Origin of the sequence: Klebsiella variicola, assembly GCF_000828055.2 — a bacterium.
GTDB lineage: Bacteria > Pseudomonadota > Gammaproteobacteria > Enterobacterales > Enterobacteriaceae > Klebsiella > Klebsiella variicola.
On sequence record NZ_CP010523.2, the window covers coordinates 4,241,760 to 4,262,610 of the forward strand.

Consider the following 20,851-nt stretch of genomic DNA (forward strand, 5'->3'; position numbering starts at 1 on the left):
TTCGTTCCCCATCACTGTGTGGTCTGGAAATTACAGTGCCGCTTCGTCAGCTTCGCCGGTACGGATGCGAATGACGCGCTGCAATTCAGCGACAAAAATTTTGCCGTCGCCAATTTTTCCGGTGTAAGCCGCTTTGCTGATCACATCGATGACTTCATCCAGCTGATCGTCGGCAATCGCCACATCAATCTTCACTTTTGGCAGAAAGTTGACGCTATACTCGGCGCCGCGGTAGAGCTCCGCATGACCTTTCTGACGGCCAAAGCCCTTGACTTCAGTGACCGTCAGGCCCTGAATGCCGATGGAAGACAAGGCTTCACGCACGTCTTCCAGTTTGAATGGTTTGATTACCACGGTAACCAGCTTCATAAGTCCCCTCCAGGCAGTATTCGGTAATGGCCGCAGCTAACACGATGGATATAAAGCAAGGGCTATGCCAGAAATGAAAAAAGGCCGCAGAGCGGCCCTTTGATGGTAAAAAACAGGGGACAGGTCAGACAATTGCCTGCTGAAACGCGTTTGCAGCGCAAAAATGCACCACAACAGTGCATTTAATGTAACGTTTTTGCACCACGGCAGGCCACGCTTTGTTCGCTGCCTGCTGGTGGTGCATCAGGCGCTGAGCGACTCTTCCCGGGCGCTGGCCGCCAGCTCTTCGCCAGCCAGCTGCAGCTGATACATCTGCCAGTAACGCCCCTTCGCCGCCAGCAGCTGCTGATGGGTGCCCCGCTCGACAGCCTGACCGCGATGCAGCACCAGGATGGTATCGGCCTCAACGATGGTTGACAGTCGATGGGCGATAACCACGAGGGTGGTATGCTGGCGGACTTTCGCCAGCGCCTGCTGGATCGCCTGCTCGGTGCCGGAGTCGATGTTTGCCGTCGCCTCATCCAGAATCAATACCTGCGGGGTCTCCACCAGCACGCGCGCCAGCGCCAACAGCTGTTTCTGCCCAACGGAGAGGTTATTGCCCTGCTCGCCCAGCTGAGTGTACAGGCCATCGCTCATGCTGCGCGCCACCTCCGCCAGTTGCACCGCCTCCAGCGCTTCCCAGACCTGCGTCTCACTGATATCCCGACCCAGCGCGACGTTGGCGTAGAAGGTATCCGCCAGCACCACCGGATCCTGTTGCACCATCGCGATGCCCCGACGCAACGCGCTGTGGCTGAGGGAAGCAAGCGGCCGGCCATCGATGCGGATCTCCCCGTGGGTTAACGGGTAATAGCCCATCATCAGACTCGCGAGAGTACTCTTCCCGCTGCCGGTATGCCCGACCAGCGCCACGAAGCTGCGGGAGGGAATATCCAGACTGATATCCTGCAGGACCAGTCGATCCCCCCGGTAGGCAAAGGAGAGATGGTCAATTTCCACCCGGCCGCTGCTCAGCGGCGCGTCATCCGAGCCCCACGCCTGGCGCGGGCGATCCATCAGCTCAAAAACGCGTTCGCCGGCGACCACCGCCTGCTGCAGCATCGACTGCTGGGTGGTCAGCTCAATAAGCGGCTCGTTAAGGCGTCCGAGATAGCTGATAAACGCGTACAGGACCCCGACCTCGATCGTGCCCACCGCGCTAAAGCCAAACAGCATCAGCAGCCCGCACAGCACCAGCGAGGAAAAAAGGCTCAGCAGCGGGCGCAGCAGAAAACCGTCGAGGCGCAACGTCTGCATCCGCGCCAGATAGTGGGCATAGCTGGCCTCGCGCATCCGTTCGCCAAAGCGCGCCTGCTGGCGGAACTGCTGGATCACCCCCATGCCGTTGATCACTTCGTTGAAACCATCGTTGATATCAGCAAGCCAGGCGCGCACCCGGCGCACGATCGGCGTGCTATAGCGCTGATAGATGATCATCACGATCAGCACCGCCGGGAAGATCGCGATCGCCACCAGCGCCATCCGCCAGTCGAGGCTAAACATCGCCACCAGCATCGCGCCGATCAGCGCCGCGCTGCGCAGCACCGTCGCCACCACCGTCACGTACAGATCGCGAATGACTTCCGTATCGTTGGTCACCCGCGAGATAAGCTGCCCAACCGGCTGGGTATCAAACTCGCTGAGCGGCTGATGCAGGGCGGCATCCATTACATCGCTACGCAACTGCTGGACGACGCCGACCGCGGCGCGGTTAAACAGCAGCGACTGGTTATAGTGCAGTAATGCCGCCAGCAGCTGCAGGCCGATATAGGCTACCGCCAGGCCTGCCACCAGCTTCAGCGGGAGCGTATGCTTCGCCACCATATTATCGATGAAATAGCTGATGAGCAGCGGGCCGCTCACTTCCGCCGCCGCCGCGATCCACATCATCCCCACCGCAATGGCCAGCGGCTTACGCCAGGGAGAACCATAGGCCAGCAGGCGTTTAAGCGTCGGCCAGAGTTCGGTAAAGCTACGCATCCAGGGCCTCCTCTTGCGCCTGCGGAACCTCGTCAAGCGCGGCTTCCAGCTGCTGGTAACGATACATGTCGCGGTACCAGCCTGGCTGCACGGCCAGCGCCTCATGGCGGCCACGCTGGGCAATATGCCCATGCTGTAACACCAGAATTTCACTGGCCTCGGTCAGCGCCGACAGCCGGTGGGCGCTGATAATCACCGTCCGCCCCTCCCCCCACTGGCGCAGGTTGTGCAGGATCTGGTGCTCCGTACGGCCATCTACCGCCGACAAAGCATCATCAAGGATCAAAATTTCAGCCTCCAGCAGCAGAGCGCGGGCAATCGAGATGCGTTGTTTCTGGCCGCCGGAGAGCATCACGCCGCGCTCGCCCACCTCGGTATCGTACCCCTGGGGCAGGCGCAGAATGTCGTCATGCACGCTGGCCAGCCGTGCCACGCGTTCAATCTGCGCTGGTGTCGCATCCGGTTTGCCCAGCGCGATATTATTGGCGACGGTGTCAGAGAATAAAAATGGCGTCTGATTGACCACCGCCAGCCGGGCGCGCCAGCTGTCGAGCTGCAGACGCGGCAGCGGCAGATCGTGAAAGCGGATCTCGCCGCTGGTGACGTCAAAATGACGTTGCAGCAGCGCCAGAATGGTACTTTTACCGGCGCCCGTCGGCCCGCAGATACCCAGCATTTGCCCCGGCTGGAGGGTAAAATTAACCTGCTCCAGCGAAGGTTTACTCGCCTGCGGATAGATGAAGTTGCGGATGGCAACCTGCAGGACACCGCGGCCTGCAGGCACTGCTTCAGTACCGTCGTCCACCGCTGGCGCCTCTTCGAGCATCGTGCGGATACGGCCATAGGCCGCGCTACCGCGCTCAACAATGTTAAACATCCACGCCAGCGCCAGCATCGGCCAGATCATCAGGCCAAGATACATCACAAAGCTGGTCAGCTGGCCCAGCGTCAGGCTGCCGTGGATCACCATCCAGCTGCCGCCGCCGATAGCCAGCAGGTTAGCGGCCCCAATGGCGATATAGATGGTGGGGTCGAAACGCGCGTCAATGCGTGCCACGCGCATATTTTTCGCGCCGGTATCGGCGGCATCGGCGGCAAACTGCGCCGACTGGCGATCCTCCAGCCCAAAAGCCTTAATCATGCGGATGCTGGTCAGGCTCTCCTGTGTGCGATCGTTAAGGCTGGAAAAGGCCGCCTGGGCCACGCGAAAACGTTCGTGAAGCGCATCGCCGTTGCGTTTGATCGCCAGCGCCATCAGCGGCATCGGCAACAGCGCCAGCAGGGTGAGCTGCCAGCTAATCTGCGTCGACATCACAATCAATACCGCACAGCCCATCACCATCGAATCCACCAGGGTTAACACCCCTTCACCGGCGGCAAATACCACCCGGTCAACATCGTTGGTGGCGCGGGCGATCAGATCGCCAGTGCGATGGCGCAAATAGAATGCCGGATGCTGACGGCTCAGTTGCCGGTAAAAATCTTCCCGCAGTTCGACCGCCAGCTGGTAAGAGGCGCCGAACAGCAGCACGCGCCAGACATAGCGCAGCAGGTAAACCATTACCGCGACCAGCACCAGCGCGCCGATCCACATCCACACCTTCTCTGCGGTGTAATGTTGTTGCGTCACGCCGTCCACCACAATGCCCACCACCTTCGGCGGAATAAGCTGCAGGACGGCAATAATGGCCAGCAGGGCAATCGCGCCAAGATAGCGGCGCCACTCCCGGCGGAAGTACCAGCTGAGTTGAGCAAATAATCGCAAGCAGTAAAATCCTGATTTGTAATGGGTTACGGCGCAATACCGTTATTCGACAGGCAAGGCGGTGGTATATTTTATCTGTTCCATGGCAAAACTCGAAGTGACATCCGACAGCCCCGGCACGCTGTTCACTAAACGTTTATAAAAATCGTCATAGCGTTTCATATCGGCCACCTGCACCCGCAGCAGGTAATCATACTCTCCTGCCATCCGCCAGAAGCCGAGCACCTCCGCCATCTGCGTCACTTCGCTCACAAAATGGCCATACCAGTCGCTGCTGTGATGCTGAGTCTTGATCAGGACAAACGCCGTCAGGCCCAGCCCCACCTTTTCGGCATCCAGTAAGGCGACGCGCCCGCGCAAAATACCTTCATCTTCGAGCCTTTTCAGGCGCTTCCAGCAGGGCGTGGTGGTCAGATTAACGGCATCGGCCAGCGCCTGCAAAGAGAGGGTGCAATCTTCCTGCAGCAGCGCCAGCAGCTTACGGTCAATTTTATCTAGCATAGGGCATCCGAAGAGAAAATTTTGCTCTCATAATGGTAATCCAAAGGCTAAATGGCAACAATTTTTCCTGCGCTTTCCGCTAAGCTAGGCACAAAATGACAAACAGGAAATCACGATGAATAGCGCCTGGGTTAAACATGCCATTAGCGAAATCAACGCCGACTATCAGCGCTCCGCCGACACGCACCTGATCCGTCTGGCGCTGCCCGCGTTTCCGGGCATCCACCTGTATCTGAAAGATGAAAGCACCCACCCTACCGGCAGCCTTAAACATCGCCTGGCGAGGTCGCTGTTTCTCTATGGCCTGTGCAACGGCTGGATCAAAGAAGGTACGCCGATTATTGAATCCTCCTCGGGTTCAACCGCCGTTTCGGAGGCCTACTTCGCCCGCCTGCTGGGGCTGCCGTTTATCGCCGTGATGCCTTCCTGCACCGCCAAACGTAAGATCGAACAGATCGAGTTTTACGGCGGACGCTGCCATTTTGTGCAGAGCGCCTGCGAAATCTACGATGCTTCCGAAACGCTGGCCCGCGAGCTGAACGGCCATTATATGGATCAATTCACCTTTGCCGAGCGGGCCACCGACTGGCGCGGCAATAACAATATCGCCGACAGTATTTTCCGTCAGATGAGCCATGAACCGCACCCGCAGCCGTCATGGATCGTCATGAGCGCCGGCACCGGCGGCACCTCGGCAACCATTGGCCGCTATATTCGCAGCCAGGGCCATGAGACGCAGCTGATGGTCGTTGATCCGCAGAATTCGGTCTTCCTCGAATACTGGCAGACCCGCGACGCCACCCTGCGCAGCCCGGTCGGCAGCAAAATTGAAGGCATCGGCCGCCCACGCGTCGAACCGTCATTTATTCCCGACGTCGTCGACGAGATGCTGCGCGTACCGGATGCGGCGAGCGTGGCCACCGCCCTGTGGCTGGAAACACAGCTTGGGCGCAAGGTCGGCGCTTCTACCGGCACCAATATGTGGGGCGTATTGCAGCTGGCCGCGCGGATGCGCGAGGAAGGGCGAACGGGTTCCATCGTCACGCTGTTGTGCGACAGCGGTGAGCGCTACCTGGAAACCTATTACAACCCGCAGTGGGTGGCCGCCAATATCGGCGATATCGCGCCCAGGCAGGCGGAGATCGCCGCGCTGGTCGGCAGGCGATAAAAAAAGCCAGATAGAAAACTATCTGGCTTGCCGGAAGGGTCTCTCTATTCGGGGGAATAAGGAAGATCAGGATTATCCAGCCAATGCGTTAAAAAGTGGGAGACCGCCTGATGCCGGCAGTCTCCGATAACCTGAAGATGCGGCAGCTCGGCTTTCAGCTGCGGCATCGCGTTGCCCATGATAAAACCCCGCCCAACGCTGCCCAGCATCTCGCGGTCATTCATCGCATCGCCAAACGCCATGCACTCCTGCAGGGTGAAGCCTAAGTGCTGGCTGAGCACCGCCAGCGCCGCACCTTTATTACACCCGACCGGCAGCACTTCCAGACAGTCCATCGCCGAGAAGCAGAGAAACGCGCGATCGCCCAGCGTCTCATTCAGTTGGATCCGCAGGCGGCGGAGATCGTCATGATCGCCGCAAAAACAGATCTTGGTGACATGCTGCGCCGACATGCGTTTCGGATCGCACAGTTGATAGTGAAAGCCGCTGAAGACATGCGCTTGCAACAATTCAGGCCTTGCCTGACCGGTGAACCAGCCGCCATCGTTAAACACATGCATGCTGGCCTGAGTATCCCATTTGCTGTGCAGCACCGCTTCCGCCGCCTCGGGAGCGAGATCCTGGCGATAAAGCTCCTCCCCTTCCAGCGAATGGATGCGCGTCCCGTTGCCGGTGATCAGAAATGCGTCCAGGGAAAATTCGCCAATCACATGGTGCATCTCCAGCACATGGCGACCGGTAGCGAACGTCAGGGTGATATTACGTTCCCGCAGCCGTTTCAGCGCGGTGAGCGTTTGCTCGCCGAGACGATGGTCCGGCATCAGCAGGGTGCCGTCCATATCAAATGCGGCCAGTTTTGCCATGGTGTATTCCCCGATGTGTGATGGGCTTCGCTTGTGTTGCAGTATCACCTGGGATATACGGAAGTAATAGTGAATAGATATTATTAATTGTTCCGGGTTTACAGCGGCCCGGTGGATGACGGCCCCCATGCGACTCTTACACCGTTTAAATCAATACCAGCGATTGTGGCAACCCTCAGCCGGGGCGCCGCAGCAGGTGACCGTCGGCGAACTGGCGGAGCGCTGTTTTTGTAGCGAACGCCACGTCCGCACTCTGCTGCGTCAGGCGCAGGAGGCGGGGTGGCTAAGCTGGCAGGCCAGCTCCGGGCGCGGCAAACGCGGACAGCTCTCATTTCACAAAACCCCGGAAAGTCTGCGCAACGAGATGATGGAGCAGGCGCTGAACAACGGTCAGCAGCAAAACGCGCTGGAGCTGGCGCAGCTGGCCCCGGTGGAGCTGAAAGCCCTGCTCCATCCCTTCCTCGGCGGTCAGTGGCAAAACAATACTCCGACGCTGCGTATTCCTTACTATCGCCCACTGGAGCCGCTGCGTCCTGGCTTTCTCCCCGGACGCGCCGAGCAGCATCTGGCCGGGCAGATCTATGCCGGGCTGACGCGCTTCGATGAAGGCGACAATATGCCGATCGGCGATCTGGCGCATCACTGGCAGGTCTCACCGGACGGCCTGCGCTGGCATTTTTACATTCGCTCCACGCTGTACTGGCACAATGGCGATGCGGTGCAAACCGCACAGCTACGGCAGCGGTTACGGTTGCTGCTTGAGCTGCCCGCCTTACGGACCCTCTTCGCCAGCATCAGCCGTATCGATGTCACTCACGCCCAGTGTCTCACCATCACGCTGCATCGTCCTGACTACTGGCTGCCGTTCCGCCTGGCCAGCTACTGCAGCGTGCTGGCGCATCCCGACGATCCGGCCATCGGCTGCGGGCCATTCCGCCTGAAGCGGTTTAGTCCGGAACTCGTCCGCCTGGAGAACCATCCCCGGTACCACCTGCAGCATCCGCTGATCCAGGCGGTGGAATACTGGATCACTCCTCAGCTCTTTGACCGCGATCTCGGCACCAGTTGCCGCCACCCGGTGCAGATCACCATCGGCGATCGCGAAGAGCTCCACAATCTGCGCCAGGTCAGCAACCGTATCAGCCTTGGCTTCTGCTATCTGACCCTGCGCCACAGCCCGCGTCTTAGTAAAACGCAGGCCCAGCGGCTGGTGTCGATAATCCATCACTCGTCGCTGCTGGAAACGCTGCCGCTGGAGGAGGATCTGATTACGCCAAGCCATGAGGTGCTGCCGGGATGGTCCATCCCGCAGGGACCGGAAAACAACGCGGTGCCGCTGCCGGCCAGGCTCACTCTGCTCTATCATCTGCCGGTCGAGCTTCATGCGATGGCCGAGCAACTGAGGCAACGGCTGGCTCTGCTGGGCTGCGAACTGACGATCATTTTTCATGACGCCAAAAACTGGGAAGGCTGTCAGCATCTGGGGCAGGCCGACCTGATGATGGGCGACCGACTGATCGGCGAAGCGCCGGAGTACGCCCTGGAGCAGTGGCTGCGCTGCGATATGCTGTGGCCTAATTTGCTGACCGGGGCGCAATATGCCCATCTGCAGGCGACATTAGACGCCGTGCAGTCTCAGCCCGACGCCCGCAGCCGCAACGATGCGCTGCGCAACGTCTTCAACAGTCTGATGGAAGACGCCATCATGACGCCGTTGTTTAAGTATAACTATCGGATCAGCGCGCCGCCGGGGGTCAATGGCCTGCGCCTCAACGCCCGGGGCTGGTTTGACTTCGCCAGCGCCTGGCTGCCGGCCTCGTTGACGTGAGAGAGCTGGTCGCCGCGCGCGTCTGGCGCTACCATAGCGCCTTTACTCATTTAGTCAGGAATTGCCATGAAACGCGCCGTAGTTGTCTTCAGCGGAGGACAAGATTCAACCACCTGTCTGGTGCAGGCTCTGCAACAGTATGATGAAGTGCATTGCGTCACTTTTGATTATGGCCAACGCCACCGCGCGGAAATCGACGTTGCGCGCGAACTCGCCCTGAAACTGGGCGCCGTCGCGCATAAAGTGCTGGACGTCACTCTGCTCAACGAACTGGCAGTCAGCAGCCTGACCCGCGATAACATTCCGGTACCGGACTATCAGCCTGATGCCGAAGGCATTCCCAACACCTTTGTCCCCGGGCGCAATATTCTGTTTTTAACCCTGACGGCAATCTACGCCTATCAGGTGAAAGCCGAAGCCATCATCACCGGCGTGTGCGAGACCGACTTCTCCGGCTACCCGGACTGTCGCGATGAGTTTGTCAAAGCGCTGCACCACGCCGTCAGCCTTGGGATGGCGAAAGATATTCGCTTTGAGACGCCGCTGATGTGGCTGAATAAAGCCGAGACCTGGGCGCTTGCCGACTTCTGGGGTCAGCTGGATCTGGTGCGCCAGGAAACCCTCACCTGCTACAACGGCATTAAGGGCGATGGCTGCGGCCAGTGCGCCGCCTGTAACCTGCGCGCAAACGGACTCAACCAGTATCTGGGGGACAAGGTTGGCGTAATGGCGGTGATGAAGCAAAAAACCGGGCTGGCACAGGCATAGCCTCCGGGGCGCGATTTACCGGAGCTTTGACTCAAATTCCCCGGTAGCGCGACGCTTACCGGGGCTACGGGTTCATCACCTGCCGTGGGCCCGTCACTCGCACGTCGGTTGTTAGCGCAAGTTCATCTGGTCAAGTTTCTCACGCAACTCCCCTTCCAGTGGCAGCGCCTTCTGGGTCTTCAAATCGATACAGACGAAGGTAATCAGCGCATCGGCCACCACTTCGCCATTGGGGTTGAGGGTGACCACCTGACTAAGGGTGCCGCTTTTGCCGTTGAGTTGCTCCAGTTTGCTGCTCACTGTCAGCACATCGCCCAGCACCGCCGGACGACGGTAGTTAATATTGATATTCACCACCACGAAGGCGATGTTTTTCTCCATCATCCACTGAAACGCGGGGCTGTTTTCCAGGCCGTCCCAGCGGGCTTCCTCAAGGAACTCCAGGTAACGTGCGTTGTTCACATGCTGGTAGACGTCCAGATGATAGCCGCGAACTTTAATTTGTGTCTGCATAGCACTAATGCCTTTCTGTTATTGTTGTTTATGAGGTAAGAGGTCACACCACTTGATGCAACCTCTTTATCCTGGCAAAAAATCACCGCTGTGCAAGGTCTGGCATAAAATTTACAGCGTCAGATGGGCTAAATTGCGCTCCACCAGCGCGCTCCCCATTCCCGGGACCTGCTTCAGATCATCGAGGGTTTTGAACGGCCCGTACTCTTCGCGGTAGCTGACAATGGCCTGGGCTTTTTTCAACCCTACGCCATTCAACGCCTGCGCCAGCTGTTCGGCGCTGGCGTGGTTAATGCTGACTTTTGTCGCCCCGTTGTCGGTGTCGCCGGGCACCGCTTCCGCCTTCGCCGAAGCGGTCGCCTGCACATTTTCTTTATTCACTACCGCTTTACCGCTGGCGGGTGCCGCCTGCGCCCCCTGTACCCCTACCGCGAAAACCAGAACGCCCGCGGCCATCAGTGTTTTTATTCCATATTTCATGCTGATATCTCCTTGTGTGTAGACAGCAAGGTTACGATAGCGTCAGTGCGGATGGCCGACAAAAGGCAAATCACAGAAATGGAAAGGGCCGCGAAAGCGGCCCTTGAGGATTACATCATGTTGCTCATTTTTGCGAAACGACGCGAAATTACTGCTGCTGGTCGATGCTGTCACCCAGCTTAATTTTCGCCGCCTTGCGCAGGTTGCTCATCAGCGCTTCGAAAGCGATTTGGGCATTGTTCTGGGTAATCCCCTGAACCATGGCCTTCTTCTGCTCTTCCGGCATGTTGCCTGCTTTCACTTCATCCAGCGCCACCAGCACCACATCGCCTTGCATATTGCTGCCAACGCCGTAGACCGGTTTGCCCTGCTGCGGCAGCGGCAGAGTGAATGCCAGCTGGCTCAGCGGATCCTGGCCGGTACGAGAAAGCGTCTGCGGCGCGCCAAAGCTCAGGCCAGCCGCCTTCATCGCTTCATCGCCTTTGCCGTCTTTCAGCGCCGCCAGCAGCTTGTCGGCGTCCAGTTTCGCCTGCTGTTCCGCTTTATTGTGCTTAACGATATCGCTAACCTGCGCCTTCACTTCAGCCAGCGGCTTCACCGCCTCGGCTTTGTGCTCGCTGATGCGCAGAACAAATGCGCGATCGCCGTCAACGGTAATGATGTCGGAGTTGCTGCCCGGCGCGCCGTTCTCACCCACCAGACCGCCGTTGAAGATAGCGTCAGCGACCGGTTTAAAGTTCAGCTCTTCCGGCAGGTTATCGCGGCCAAACCAGCCGGTTTCCACCACTTTCAGTCCGGCGACCTGCGCCGCGCCCGCCAACGACTCATTATCGTTGCTGGCCGCATCGCTCACCTTCTGCTGCAGCGCGTAGTAAGCATCCAGCGCTTTTTCCTGCTTCACTTTCGCCGCAATGTCATTACGCACGTCAGCCAGCGGCTTCACCTGCGCCGGCTGGACGTCGTCCAGACGGGCCACCAGGAAGCCAACCGAGGATTTGATCACGCCAGACAGCTGGCCTTTCTCTTTCAGCCCGGCATCTTTCAGCTCTGGCACCGTAGAGGCCTCTTCCATCCACCCCATATCGCCGCCGTTGCGGGCAGAGATAATATCGGTCGATTTTTCTTTCGCCAGCGTGGCGAAATCTGCCCCTTTTTGCAGCTCGGCCAGCACCGCTTTCGCATCGGCTTCCGTTTTGGTCTGAATCACGCTGTAGCGGTTGCGCTGCGGCTGAGTGAACTGATCCTTATGCTGGTCGTACCATGACTGAATCTCTTCGTCAGAGGCGCTCTCCTGCATGCTGGCGGCATCCATTTTGATATAGCTGACGCGGAACTGCTCCGGCGCCATAAAACGGGCCTGATTCTGCTGCCAGAAAGCGTTGATTTCCTCATCGCTGGCCGTCTGTTTTGCCGCCAGGGCATTCACGTTGATGGTCGCTTCGCGGACGACACGCTGCTGAGACACCAGCGCCGCCAGCTGATCGGACTCACCCGGCAGCATGAAGTCGGTACCCGCAATGGCGTTAATCAGTTGCTGTGTGGTCAGCTGGTTACGCAGCGCCTGAGCGTACTGATCGGTGGTCATCCCCATCTGGGCGACAATACCACTGAAACGCTGGTTGTCGAACTTACCGTTCGTCTGGAAAGCCTGGGTCTGGAAGATCGCCTGCTTCACCTGCTCATCGCTGATGCTGAGGCCCAGCTCGCGGGCATACTGATCCAGAAGCGATTCATCGATCAGGCGGTTCAGCACCTGCTGGCGCATGGTTTTCATGTAGTTTTCGTTCGCCGCCAGCTCGGAGAACTGCTCGCCAAGCTGCTGCTGCATACGGTTACGTTCGCTGGCGACGGCATTTTCAAACTGCCCACGGCCAATCTCCTGGCCATTCACTTTTGCGGCATAGTTTTTGCCACCGCCAATCAGGTAACCACTCACCCCGGTCAAAATGAACGAGACGATAATGATACCGAAAATAATCTTGAGCACGACGCTGTTGGCGGCCGTGCGTAGGTTGTCCATCATGGTGTAACAACGCTCCGCTGTAGATGACTTTAGCTCGCGCAGCATAGCACGTGATGGCCGCCGCGCGTGAGGACGTATTTTGACAAGAAAACAGGGTGATTGTCAGCCCACAAGTGGCGATAAACACACATAAAGTGGTCTGAAAAGGCAATAAAAAAGGCACATCTCACGATGCGCCCTTGTACTTCGTCACATTCCCTGACGGGAAAGCCGATCAGTTCACCGCGTCTTTCAGCGCTTTACCAGCACGGAAGCCCGGCACTTTTGCGGCAGCGATAGTAATTTCTTTACCTGTTTGTGGGTTGCGACCAGTACGGGCGGCACGTTCTTTAACAGCAAAGGTACCAAAACCTACCAGCGCAACGTCATCCCCAGCCTGCAGAGATTCAGTAACAGAAGCGATTAAAGCATCTAACGCACGTCCAGCTGCAGCTTTAGAAATGTCCGCACCCGCAGCAATTTTGTCAATCAGTTGAGATTTATTCACTGTTCTCTTCCTCTCTTTATAATTTATATCGCACCTGAGTCCTTCATAGTGCGACCGCGCAGCAGTTATATCAGGACTGTCATGCCCTTACAACAGCAGTTGTCGATGACCCCCCTGCCAGCGATCTAAGTTAGCTACACAAAAAAAGGCTGGCAAGTCCGAAATGACTTACCAGCCCTATTTTTATTAGCGCAATTTGCGCAGAATCACTATTTCGCGGTCACAACCTGCATGCCGAACGGTTCGTTCTGCAGCGCAAGTGTCAGAACTTCCTCGATTCGTTTCACCGGATGGATATCCAAATCGGCGATAACGTTATCTGGAATTTCTTCAAGGTCGCGTTTGTTCTCATCAGGAATCAGAACAGTCTTAATGCCGCCGCGATGCGCCGCCAGCAGTTTTTCCTTCAGACCGCCGATCGGCAGCACCTGACCACGCAGAGTGATTTCACCGGTCATCGCCACATCAGCGCGTACCGGGTTACCGGTCAGGCAGGAGACCAGCGCCGTGCACATGGCGATACCCGCGCTAGGACCATCCTTCGGCGTCGCCCCTTCCGGAACGTGGACGTGAATATCACGCTTCTCGTAGAAGTCGGCGTTAATGCCCAGTTTGTCCGCCCGCGAACGCACCACGGTCAGCGCAGCCTGAATCGATTCCTGCATGACCTCACCCAGCGAACCGGTGTAGGTCAGCTTGCCTTTGCCTGGTACGCAGGCGGTTTCGATGGTCAGCAGATCGCCCCCCACCTCCGTCCACGCCAGACCGGTCACCTGACCGACGCGGTTCTCGCTATCGGCACGGCCATAGTCAAAGCGCTGTACGCCGAGATAATCATGCAGATTCTCACCGTTAATCTCGATGTGTTTCAGCGACTTATCCAGCAGCAGCTGTTTAACGGCTTTACGGCACAGCTTGGAGATTTCACGCTCCAGGCTACGAACCCCCGCTTCACGCGTGTAGTAACGAATAATGCCGATAATGGCGCTATCGTCGACGGTCAGCTCGCCTTTCTTCAGCGCGTTACGTTCGATCTGCTTCGGCAGCAGGTGACGCTTGGCGATGTTCAGCTTTTCATCTTCGGTGTAACCGGAGAGGCGAATCACTTCCATACGATCCAGCAGCGGCGCCGGAATGTTCATGGAGTTAGACGTCGCCACGAACATCACATCGCTGAGATCGTAATCCACTTCCAGATAGTGGTCGTTAAAGGCCACGTTCTGTTCCGGATCCAGCACCTCAAGCAACGCAGAAGCCGGGTCGCCGCGCATGTCGGAAGACATTTTGTCGATCTCATCCAGCAGGAACAGCGGGTTTTTCACCCCCACTTTCGCCATTTTCTGGATCAGTTTGCCCGGCATCGAGCCAATATAGGTCCGACGATGACCGCGAATTTCCGCTTCATCGCGCACGCCACCTAACGCCATACGTACGTATTTACGTCCGGTCGCTTTGGCGATGGATTGACCTAACGAGGTTTTACCTACCCCCGGCGGTCCCACCAGACAGAGGATTGGCCCCTTGATTTTGTTCACCCGGCTCTGCACCGCGAGATATTCAAGGATGCGATCCTTCACGCGCTCCAGGCCATAGTGATCGGTATCAAGGATCTCCTGGGCCTGGCGCAGGTCTTTTTTGACCTTACTGCGCGCGTTCCACGGCACCTGCACCATCCAGTCGATGTAGCCACGCACGACGGTCGCTTCCGCCGACATCGGCGACATCATCTTCAGTTTCTGCAGTTCCGCTTCGGTTTTTTCTTTCGCCTCTTTCGGCATTTTCGCCGCGTCGATCTTACGCTTCAGCGCTTCGTTTTCGTCCGGGGCGTCGTCCATCTCGCCGAGTTCTTTCTGAATCGCTTTCATTTGCTCGTTCAGATAGTACTCGCGCTGGGATTTCTCCATCTGCTTTTTGACGCGGTTGCGAATACGCTTCTCAACCTGCAGCAGATCGATTTCCGATTCCATCATCGCCATCAGATATTCCAGACGTTCGTTGACGTCGGACATCTCAAGCACAGACTGCTTGTCAGCCAGCTTCAGCGGCATGTGCGCCGCGATGGTATCCGCCAGGCGCGCCGGATCGTCGATGCTGTTCAGCGACGTCAGCACTTCCGGTGGGATCTTTTTGTTCAGCTTGATATAGCCTTCAAACTGGCTGATAGCGGTGCGAACCAGCACTTCCTGCTCGCGTTCGTCAATCGCCGGCGAGTCGAGATACTCCGCTTTCGCCGAGAAATGTTCGCCATTATCAGACAGCGCAGAAATACGTGCACGCTGCAGCCCTTCGACCAGCACCTTCACGGTGCCGTCCGGCAGCTTCAGCATCTGCAAAATAGACGCCACGGTTCCAACGGTGAAAAGATCGTTTACACCCGGCTCATCCGTCGACGCTTCTTTCTGCGCAACCAGCATGATTTTTTTATCATGGTCCATGGCCGCTTCGAGGCAACGAATAGATTTTTCCCGCCCTACGAACAGGGGTATGACCATGTGCGGATAAACCACCACATCGCGCAATGGCAATACGGGGATTTCAATGCGTTCAGAACGCTCAGGATTCATAGAGCTCTCTCTTAGTTTAAAGTCCGCCAGGTAGCCGACGACGCCATACTCCACTGCATCGTCGTTAATATGTAATCCAGTATATGGGGATGTATTCCACACATTCAACGGCGGGAATGCAGGAAAAATAAAAGGGGAGATAAAATCCCCCCTTTTTGTTAACTGCTTGAGTGAAATGGTTAATTATTCACCAGATGCCTGTTGGGCTTCCGGTTTGCCGTAGATCAGCAGCGGTTTGCTCTGACCTTCGATAACCGACTCATCAATGACCACTTTCTCGACATCATCCATCGAAGGCAGGTCATACATGGTATCCAGCAGCGCCGCTTCCACAATCGAGCGCAGACCGCGGGCGCCGGTTTTACGCGCCATCGCTTTCTTGGCGATGGCGTCCAGCGCTTCGTCGCGGAATTCAAGCTCTGCGCCCTCAAGGCTAAACAGCGCCTGATACTGCTTGGTCAGGGCATTTTTCGGCTCTTTCAGGATCTGGATCAGGGCTTCTTCGCTCAGCTCATTCAGGGTCGCCACCACCGGCAGACGGCCAATGAATTCCGGGATCAGACCAAACTTGATCAGATCTTCCGGCTCGACCTGGGCCAGCAGCTCGCCCTCGCTCGCTTTGTCGGACTTCGCTTTTACCGTCGCGCCAAAACCAATGCCGGAGCCGGTTTCAACACGGTGGGAAATCACTTTGTCCAGGCCGGCGAACGCGCCGCCGCAGATAAACAGGATCTTGGAGGTATCAACCTGCAGGAACTCTTGCTGCGGATGTTTACGCCCGCCCTGCGGTGGAACGGCGGCGACGGTGCCTTCGATAAGCTTCAGCAACGCCTGCTGTACGCCTTCGCCGGAGACGTCGCGGGTAATCGACGGGTTATCGGATTTACGCGAAATTTTGTCGATTTCGTCGATATAAACGATGCCGCGCTGCGCTTTCTGCACATCGTAGTCGCACTTCTGCAGCAGTTTCTGAATGATATTTTCGACGTCCTCACCCACATAACCCGCTTCGGTCAGGGTGGTGGCGTCTGCCATGGTAAACGGCACATCCAGCAGGCGCGCCAGCGTTTCCGCCAACAGCGTTTTACCGGAACCGGTCGGCCCGATCAGCAGAATGTTACTTTTACCCAGCTCTACGCCATTGCTGGTATCGCCATTGCGCAGACGTTTGTAGTGGTTGTATACCGCGACCGCCAACACTTTCTTCGCCTGTTCCTGACCGATGACATAGTCATCAAGGTGGTGGCGAATCTCGTGCGGCGTCGGCAATGCGCTGCGCTCGCGGTGCGGCGCAACTTCTTTAATCTCTTCGCGAATGATGTCGTTACATAAATCAACGCATTCGTCGCAGATATACACGGATGGCCCGGCGATCAGCTTACGCACTTCATGCTGGCTTTTGCCGCAAAAAGAGCAATACAACAATTTGCCCGATCCATCTTTGCGTTTATCTGTCATGAGTCCAAACCTCTTTTTAAGTTCTTTGTGCCGCACACGACGACGCAAATGCCATTCTCAGGCGCAAGCCGCCATATAGCGTTGTGCCGCCCTTCATTAGTATATACACAAAATCCTTCGCGCTACATCGAGGCGGTGGCAAAGCCTCCGGCCGCAAGCCTGCCCGGCAAGCGTCCGAAAAAATGCCAACCACCCGAAAAATCGCGGCGAGAAGGATGAAGCGTAAAGCGGCACCCTTGCGCCTCGGGCATCAATTACGATGGGTCAAAATAGAGTCGACCAGCCCGTACTCCACGGCTTCCGCAGCGGAGAGGAAGCGGTCACGCTCGGTGTCACGCTCAATCTGCTCAAGAGACTGGCCGGTATGATGCGCCATCAGCTCATTCATGCGTCCTTTCACCTTCAGGATTTCACGGGCGTGGATCTCAATATCCGTCGCCTGTCCCTGATAGCCGCCCAGCGGCTGGTGGATCATCACGCGGGAGTTCGGCAGGCAGAAGCGCTTGCCTTTCGCCCCGGCGGTCAGCAGAAACGCGCCCATAGAAGCGGCCTGCCCCATACAAATGGTGCTGACATCCGGCTTGATGAACTGCATGGTGTCATAAATCGACATCCCGGCGGTGATCACCCCGCCCGGAGAGTTAATGTACAGGTAAATGTCTTTTTCCGGGTTTTCCGCTTCCAGAAACAGCATCTGCGCCACGATCAGGTTTGCCATGTGGTCTTCGACCTGGCCGGTCAGAAAAATGACGCGTTCCTTAAGCAGACGGGAGTAGATATCAAAAGAACGTTCACCGCGTGAGGTCTGTTCAATGACCATCGGCACCAGGGCCATATGGGGTGCAAAGTTGTCTCGTTCGCCACTGTATGACATTTCCGTCTCCTGGAGTAATTTTAAAATACCTGCTGCACTGATTGTAACCTTACGGACGGATTATCAGCCACAGTTTCTATCCGCTGAACGCGTCACCGCCTCTTCAACACGCGTGCGATAGCGGATGCAGTTGCCTCCCCCGGTAATGGGGATGGTGTTGCCATATTTCAAGCATAACAAGCTTTTGCTGTAACGCTATCATGGTAAATGCGTTTTAGCACCGTGCCTGAGGCTATCATTATCTTAAAAAAAAAACCCGCCGCCTTTCGGCAACGGGTTTTTGCTCGAACCTTAAACAATCGCGGCGAAATTACGCCTGCTGGTTCATCAGTTCGTTGAAGGAAGTGGCTTTTTCAGACACTTTGGCTTTCGCCAGCACAGCTTCAACAGCCTGCTCTTCCAGCGCCACGTTGCGCATGTTGTCCATCAGCTCTTTGTTCTTGCTGTAGAACTCAACCACTTCTGACGGATCTTCGTACGCAGAAGCCATCTCTTCGATCAGGCCTTTCACGCGCTCTTCGTCAGCTTTCAGCTCATTGGTGCGAATCACTTCGCCCAGCAGCAGACCGACAACAACGCGGCGTTTAGCCTGCTCTTCGAACAGCTCGCGCGGCAGTTCCAGAGCCTGTTTCTCGTTGCCACCGAAACGCTGAGCAGCCTGACGACGCAGCACGTCGATTTCGCTGTCAATCAGGGCAGCCGGAACGTCGATCTCGTTGGCTTTAACCAGACCTTCGATAGCCTGAGACTTCACGCGGTTACGCACAGCGCCTTTCAGCTCGCGCTCCATGTTTTTACGCACTTCAGCGCGCAGGCCAGCGACGGAACCATCTTCCACGCCGAAACGTTTGATGAATTCTTCAGTCAGCTCCGGCAGTTCACGCTCTTCAACTTTTTTCAGGTTGATAACGAACTTAGCCGCTTTACCTTTCAGGTTTTCTGCGTGGTATTCTTCCGGGAAGGTCACGTCGATGGTGAACTCTTCGCCCGCTTTGTGGCCTTTGATACCATCTTCGAAGCCCGGGATCATGCGACCCTGGCCCATCGCCAGTACGAAGTCAGAGGCTTTGCCGCCTTCGAACTCTTCGCCGTCTACGGAACCGGTGAAGTCGATAGTGACGCGATCTTCAGCGTCAACGGCGCCGTCTTTGTCTTTCCAGGTCGCCTGCTGTTTGCGCAGGGTTTCCAGCATGGTGTCAACGTCAGCGTCGGTCACTTCAACAACCGGTTTTTCAACTTCGATTGCGTCCAGACCCTGCAGTTCAACTTCCGGATACACTTCGAACTCTACCGCGTAGGTGAAGTCTTCGCCCAGTTTGTATTCGCCCGGAACGTAGTTCGGCGCACCGGCCGGATTGATTTTCTCTTTGATGATCGCGTCAACGAAATGACGGCTCATCAGGTCGCCCAGCACGTCCTGGCGAACGGATGCGCCATAACGCTGAGCAACAACATTCATCGGCACTTTGCCTTTACGGAAGCCGTCAATGCGAACTTTTTTCGCTACGTTGACCAGCTCGCTTTTGACAGCATTCTCGATGCTGTCAGCGGCGATAGTAATCGTTACACGGCGCCCAAGGCCCTGAGTGGTTTCAACTGAAACTTGCATCTTGTTACCTCAAAAAAATCACAGTGCTCGGTCAACTCTGGAAGCGCGTGTAGGTGGCTTCGCAGAACCGGGATGCCCTCTTCAAATCAGAAACACATTCCCTGTCGTCAGAATCATCCCGAAGACATTCATATATAAGACGCGGCATTATAGCGGCATCACTTTTGTGAGTCGAGAACGGTTGTCGCCCACTGCTGCGGCATTTTTCACATTTCCCGCTCAAATTTGTCCGCAAAAGCGCTCACTTTGCGCATTTTCCAGGCAAAACAAAACGGCCCGTAGGCCGTTTTTGCTAAATCTGCAAGCAACATACTGGAAAAGCGCCAGCGGTTGCAAATGGGATTTCTAGGCGATACTCCCCGCACCGCGGCAAGGCGGCGAGGCGAAAACCGTATCCTGTAATGCTTCCCACTCTTTTATCGTGTAGGTGTGCAGCGCCAGGGCATGCACCGTATTCGACAGCTCCTCGGTTAGCGTGCCGTAGATCATACGGTGGCGATTGAGGAAACGCTCGCCAGTGAAGCGATCGCTCACTAACACCACTTTAAAATGACTTTCAGAGCCCGCTGGGACGTTGTGACGATAACTTTCATCCACGACTTCGAGATACATCGGGTCGAACGCTGCTCTAAGTTTTGCTTCGATCTGTTCACGTATCATCATGAATTTTCTCCTCCGACAACGCTGAGATGCCGCCACTCCATTTAAATGTTAGCCGCTTTTACCGCTTCCATTAGGAGAAAACAACAAAAAATTAGCATTGTTCTGATATTTTCATTCAAAAGTATCACGTTTACTGGCTCTGGTCGCCAGATCCGCCGGGGAAAGAGCGATTAACCATGGCGGGACGCTCAGAAAACCGCCAGGGCGATGGATTTACACGCGTTGCCACTTCCCCTTGCCGTTGGCAATGCTATGATGGCGGTAATTTTCCTTATAACAACACCATGCGTTGAGACCTGAACATGCTTAAGAAGATCCTTTTCCCGTTGGTCGCCATGTTTATGCTGGCAGGATGCGCCACGCCGCCGACCACCATTGAAGTATCGCCGAAAATCACGCTGCCGCAGCAGGATCCGAGCCTGATGGGCGTGACCGTCAGCATCAACGGCGCCGATCAGCGTCCGGACCAGGCGCTGGCGAAAGTCACGCGCGACAATCAGCAGGTCACCCTCACCGCCTCGCGCGATCTGCGCTTCCTGCTGCAGGAAGTGCTGGAGAAACAGATGACCGCTCGCGGCTACATGATTGGCCCGAACGGTGCGGTCGATCTGCAGATTATTGTCAATAAACTCTACGCTGACGTCTCCCAGGGCAACGTGCGCTACAACATCGCCACGAAAGCCGATATCGCCATCATCGCCACCGCGGCAAACGGCACGAAGATGACCAAAAACTACCGCGCCAGCTATTCCGTTGAAGGCGCCTTCCAGGCCTCGAACAAGAACATCGCTGATGCCGTCAACAGCGTCCTGACCGATACCATCGCCGATATGGCGCAGGACACCAGCATCCACGATTTCATCAAGCAAAACGCGCGTTAATGCCACCACGAACCC

The 20,851-nt window shown here is 56.7% G+C and carries 18 protein-coding genes; 4 read left to right on the forward strand and 14 right to left on the reverse strand.

Translation table 11 applies throughout. The annotated features are described in order from the left end of the window. Positions 1 to 30 precede the first annotated feature (30 nt). The 4 genes from glnK to SP68_RS19905 all read right to left on the reverse strand — a co-directional run bounded on the left by glnK (position 31) and on the right by SP68_RS19905 (position 4,657). Positions 31 to 369, reverse strand: a complete 339-nt coding sequence (gene glnK, locus SP68_RS19890; RefSeq protein WP_002891893.1) for a P-II family nitrogen regulator — start codon at positions 367 to 369, stop codon at positions 31 to 33. Positions 370 to 612: 243 nt separating this feature from the next. Further along, positions 613 to 2,391, reverse strand: coding sequence for a SmdB family multidrug efflux ABC transporter permease/ATP-binding protein (locus SP68_RS19895; RefSeq protein WP_008805412.1), 1,779 nt, complete (start codon positions 2,389 to 2,391; stop codon positions 613 to 615). Next, a complete protein-coding gene (locus SP68_RS19900) occupies positions 2,384 to 4,156 on the reverse strand; it encodes a SmdA family multidrug ABC transporter permease/ATP-binding protein (protein ID WP_008805411.1) in 1,773 nt (590 codons plus the stop codon). Before SP68_RS19900 ends, SP68_RS19895 begins: the two co-directional genes overlap by 8 nt. A 42-nt stretch (positions 4,157 to 4,198) precedes the next feature. Then, positions 4,199 to 4,657 (reverse strand): Lrp/AsnC family transcriptional regulator, encoded by a 459-nt coding sequence (locus tag SP68_RS19905; protein ID WP_008805409.1) that lies wholly within the window; start codon positions 4,655 to 4,657, stop codon positions 4,199 to 4,201. Between the two features lie 115 nt (positions 4,658 to 4,772). Between SP68_RS19905 and SP68_RS19910 the strand changes: the two genes are divergently transcribed. After that, complete coding sequence (locus tag SP68_RS19910; protein WP_032729445.1) at positions 4,773 to 5,825, forward strand: PLP-dependent cysteine synthase family protein; 1,053 nt, start codon at positions 4,773 to 4,775, stop codon at positions 5,823 to 5,825. 44 nt (positions 5,826 to 5,869) lie between these two features. Here SP68_RS19910 and cof read toward each other — a convergent pair whose 3' ends face one another. Next, positions 5,870 to 6,688 carry an HMP-PP phosphatase gene (gene cof / locus SP68_RS19915; RefSeq protein WP_012968825.1) on the reverse strand — a complete coding sequence of 273 codons (819 nt, stop codon included), beginning with the start codon at positions 6,686 to 6,688 and terminating at the stop codon, positions 5,870 to 5,872. Between the two features lie 127 nt (positions 6,689 to 6,815). On the opposite strand from cof, the gene SP68_RS19920 reads away from it, so the two are divergent. Together SP68_RS19920 and queC are read left to right on the forward strand one after the other, a co-directional pair. Beyond that, on the forward strand, positions 6,816 to 8,516 hold the full coding sequence (locus tag SP68_RS19920; protein WP_008805407.1) for an SgrR family transcriptional regulator: 1,701 nt from the start codon (positions 6,816 to 6,818) through the stop codon (positions 8,514 to 8,516). 66 nt (positions 8,517 to 8,582) lie between these two features. After that, positions 8,583 to 9,284, forward strand: coding sequence for a 7-cyano-7-deazaguanine synthase QueC (gene queC, locus SP68_RS19925; protein ID WP_008805406.1), 702 nt, complete (start codon positions 8,583 to 8,585; stop codon positions 9,282 to 9,284). Between the two features lie 111 nt (positions 9,285 to 9,395). Here the strand turns inward: queC and SP68_RS19930 are convergent, their stop codons facing one another. The 9 genes from SP68_RS19930 to bolA form a co-directional block, all read right to left on the reverse strand. Beyond that, positions 9,396 to 9,797, reverse strand: coding sequence for a YbgC/FadM family acyl-CoA thioesterase (locus SP68_RS19930; protein WP_008805405.1), 402 nt, complete (start codon positions 9,795 to 9,797; stop codon positions 9,396 to 9,398). Positions 9,798 to 9,908: 111 nt separating this feature from the next. Then, a complete protein-coding gene (locus SP68_RS19935) occupies positions 9,909 to 10,277 on the reverse strand; it encodes a helix-hairpin-helix domain-containing protein (protein WP_016160379.1) in 369 nt (122 codons plus the stop codon). 148 nt (positions 10,278 to 10,425) lie between these two features. Then, entirely contained in the window at positions 10,426 to 12,300 is a 1,875-nt protein-coding gene (ppiD, locus tag SP68_RS19940; RefSeq protein ID WP_016160378.1) for a peptidylprolyl isomerase, read from the reverse strand. Positions 12,301 to 12,514: 214 nt separating this feature from the next. Beyond that, positions 12,515 to 12,787, reverse strand: coding sequence for a nucleoid-associated protein HU-beta (gene hupB, locus SP68_RS19945; RefSeq protein WP_002444653.1), 273 nt, complete (start codon positions 12,785 to 12,787; stop codon positions 12,515 to 12,517). Between the two features lie 209 nt (positions 12,788 to 12,996). Beyond that, the gene (gene lon, locus SP68_RS19950; protein WP_004151336.1) at positions 12,997 to 15,351 is read right to left on the reverse strand and encodes an endopeptidase La; all 2,355 of its coding nucleotides are present in this window, start codon (positions 15,349 to 15,351) and stop codon (positions 12,997 to 12,999) included. Between the two features lie 183 nt (positions 15,352 to 15,534). Further along, positions 15,535 to 16,809 carry an ATP-dependent protease ATP-binding subunit ClpX gene (gene clpX / locus SP68_RS19955; RefSeq protein ID WP_008805402.1) on the reverse strand — a complete coding sequence of 425 codons (1,275 nt, stop codon included), beginning with the start codon at positions 16,807 to 16,809 and terminating at the stop codon, positions 15,535 to 15,537. 250 nt (positions 16,810 to 17,059) lie between these two features. Next, a complete protein-coding gene (clpP, locus tag SP68_RS19960) occupies positions 17,060 to 17,683 on the reverse strand; it encodes an ATP-dependent Clp endopeptidase proteolytic subunit ClpP (protein WP_002891804.1) in 624 nt (207 codons plus the stop codon). A gap of 310 nt (positions 17,684 to 17,993) precedes the next feature. Continuing rightward, on the reverse strand, positions 17,994 to 19,292 hold the full coding sequence (tig, locus tag SP68_RS19965) for a trigger factor (protein ID WP_008805401.1): 1,299 nt from the start codon (positions 19,290 to 19,292) through the stop codon (positions 17,994 to 17,996). Between the two features lie 345 nt (positions 19,293 to 19,637). Further along, positions 19,638 to 19,955, reverse strand: coding sequence for a transcriptional regulator BolA (gene bolA / locus SP68_RS19970; protein ID WP_002891649.1), 318 nt, complete (start codon positions 19,953 to 19,955; stop codon positions 19,638 to 19,640). 302 nt (positions 19,956 to 20,257) lie between these two features. Between bolA and SP68_RS19975 the strand changes: the two genes are divergently transcribed. Then, a complete protein-coding gene (locus tag SP68_RS19975; RefSeq protein WP_004204800.1) occupies positions 20,258 to 20,836 on the forward strand; it encodes a lipoprotein in 579 nt (192 codons plus the stop codon). The last annotated feature ends 15 nt before the right edge of the window (positions 20,837 to 20,851 follow it).

Bases quoted from the DNA above. Each gene is read 5' to 3' on its own strand.
- glnK (WP_002891893.1), bottom strand. From the start codon at position 369: ATGAAGCTGGTTACCGTGGTAATCAAACCATTCAAACTGGAAGACGTG.
- SP68_RS19895 (WP_008805412.1), bottom strand. From the start codon at position 2,391: ATGCGTAGCTTTACCGAACTCTGGCCGACGCTTAAACGCCTGCTGGCC.
- SP68_RS19905 (WP_008805409.1), bottom strand. From the start codon at position 4,657: ATGCTAGATAAAATTGACCGTAAGCTGCTGGCGCTGCTGCAGGAAGAT.
- SP68_RS19910 (WP_032729445.1), top strand. From the start codon at position 4,773: ATGAATAGCGCCTGGGTTAAACATGCCATTAGCGAAATCAACGCCGAC.
- cof (WP_012968825.1), bottom strand. From the start codon at position 6,688: ATGGCAAAACTGGCCGCATTTGATATGGACGGCACCCTGCTGATGCCG.
- SP68_RS19920 (WP_008805407.1), top strand. From the start codon at position 6,816: ATGCGACTCTTACACCGTTTAAATCAATACCAGCGATTGTGGCAACCC.
- queC (WP_008805406.1), top strand. From the start codon at position 8,583: ATGAAACGCGCCGTAGTTGTCTTCAGCGGAGGACAAGATTCAACCACC.
- SP68_RS19930 (WP_008805405.1), bottom strand. From the start codon at position 9,797: ATGCAGACACAAATTAAAGTTCGCGGCTATCATCTGGACGTCTACCAG.
- SP68_RS19935 (WP_016160379.1), bottom strand. From the start codon at position 10,277: ATGAAATATGGAATAAAAACACTGATGGCCGCGGGCGTTCTGGTTTTC.
- ppiD (WP_016160378.1), bottom strand. From the start codon at position 12,300: ATGATGGACAACCTACGCACGGCCGCCAACAGCGTCGTGCTCAAGATT.
- lon (WP_004151336.1), bottom strand. From the start codon at position 15,351: ATGAATCCTGAGCGTTCTGAACGCATTGAAATCCCCGTATTGCCATTG.
- clpX (WP_008805402.1), bottom strand. From the start codon at position 16,809: ATGACAGATAAACGCAAAGATGGATCGGGCAAATTGTTGTATTGCTCT.
- clpP (WP_002891804.1), bottom strand. From the start codon at position 17,683: ATGTCATACAGTGGCGAACGAGACAACTTTGCACCCCATATGGCCCTG.
- tig (WP_008805401.1), bottom strand. From the start codon at position 19,292: ATGCAAGTTTCAGTTGAAACCACTCAGGGCCTTGGGCGCCGTGTAACG.
- bolA (WP_002891649.1), bottom strand. From the start codon at position 19,955: ATGATGATACGTGAACAGATCGAAGCAAAACTTAGAGCAGCGTTCGAC.
- SP68_RS19975 (WP_004204800.1), top strand. From the start codon at position 20,258: ATGCTTAAGAAGATCCTTTTCCCGTTGGTCGCCATGTTTATGCTGGCA.